The following is a 518-nucleotide window of genomic DNA, read 5'->3' as shown; positions in this document are numbered from 1 at the left end:
CAATACCGTTCTGCCCGCACCAGGTTTCCTGGGATGCGTATCCATGATGCTTTCCAGCCCCTCTTGAGTAGTCGCGCGGCGGTGTCAGGCATCGCCTTGCGTATCTCATGCATCCGATTTCCGGCCAGCGGCTTGATCTGCCGCAAGTCCGCACTCGACCGGCAGCCTCACAGCCGCCTTGAATCCGCGGCTGTGCCCCGGCCGGGGTGACTGCAGGATCAGTTCGCTGCCGAGCCGTTCCGCGATCGCGGCGACAATGGCGAGGCCGAGGCCGCTTCCCTCGCGATCCGAGCCGCCGCGTTCGAAGCGGGCCGTCAGACGGGCGATTGTTTCGGTGGGCACCACTGGCCCGTCATTGGCAACAGTCAGAAGGCCCTCGGGCGAAAGGGTGACCTCGATGGGGTGGGCTTCCTCGCCATGGCGAAGCGCGTTCTCGATGAGATTTCGCAGCAGAATGCCGAAGGCGTCCGGATCGAGGTCGGACATGACCGGCTGGCAAGACAGGTTCAGCACGATGC

1 protein-coding gene is annotated in these 518 nt (G+C 64.5%); it reads right to left on the bottom strand.

The window, feature by feature from the left end:
* Positions 1–105: 105 nt before the first annotated feature.
* Positions 106–518 (bottom strand): sensor histidine kinase (locus ACLD7X_RS18350; RefSeq protein ID WP_411425121.1); only part of this gene is annotated, 413 nt, incomplete at its 5' end.

The organism is Aphanothece microscopica RSMan92 (assembly GCF_046613545.2).
Classification (GTDB): domain Bacteria; phylum Cyanobacteriota; class Cyanobacteriia; order PCC-6307; family Cyanobiaceae; genus NIES-981.
This window is presented reverse-complemented; position numbering and strand designations above follow the sequence as displayed.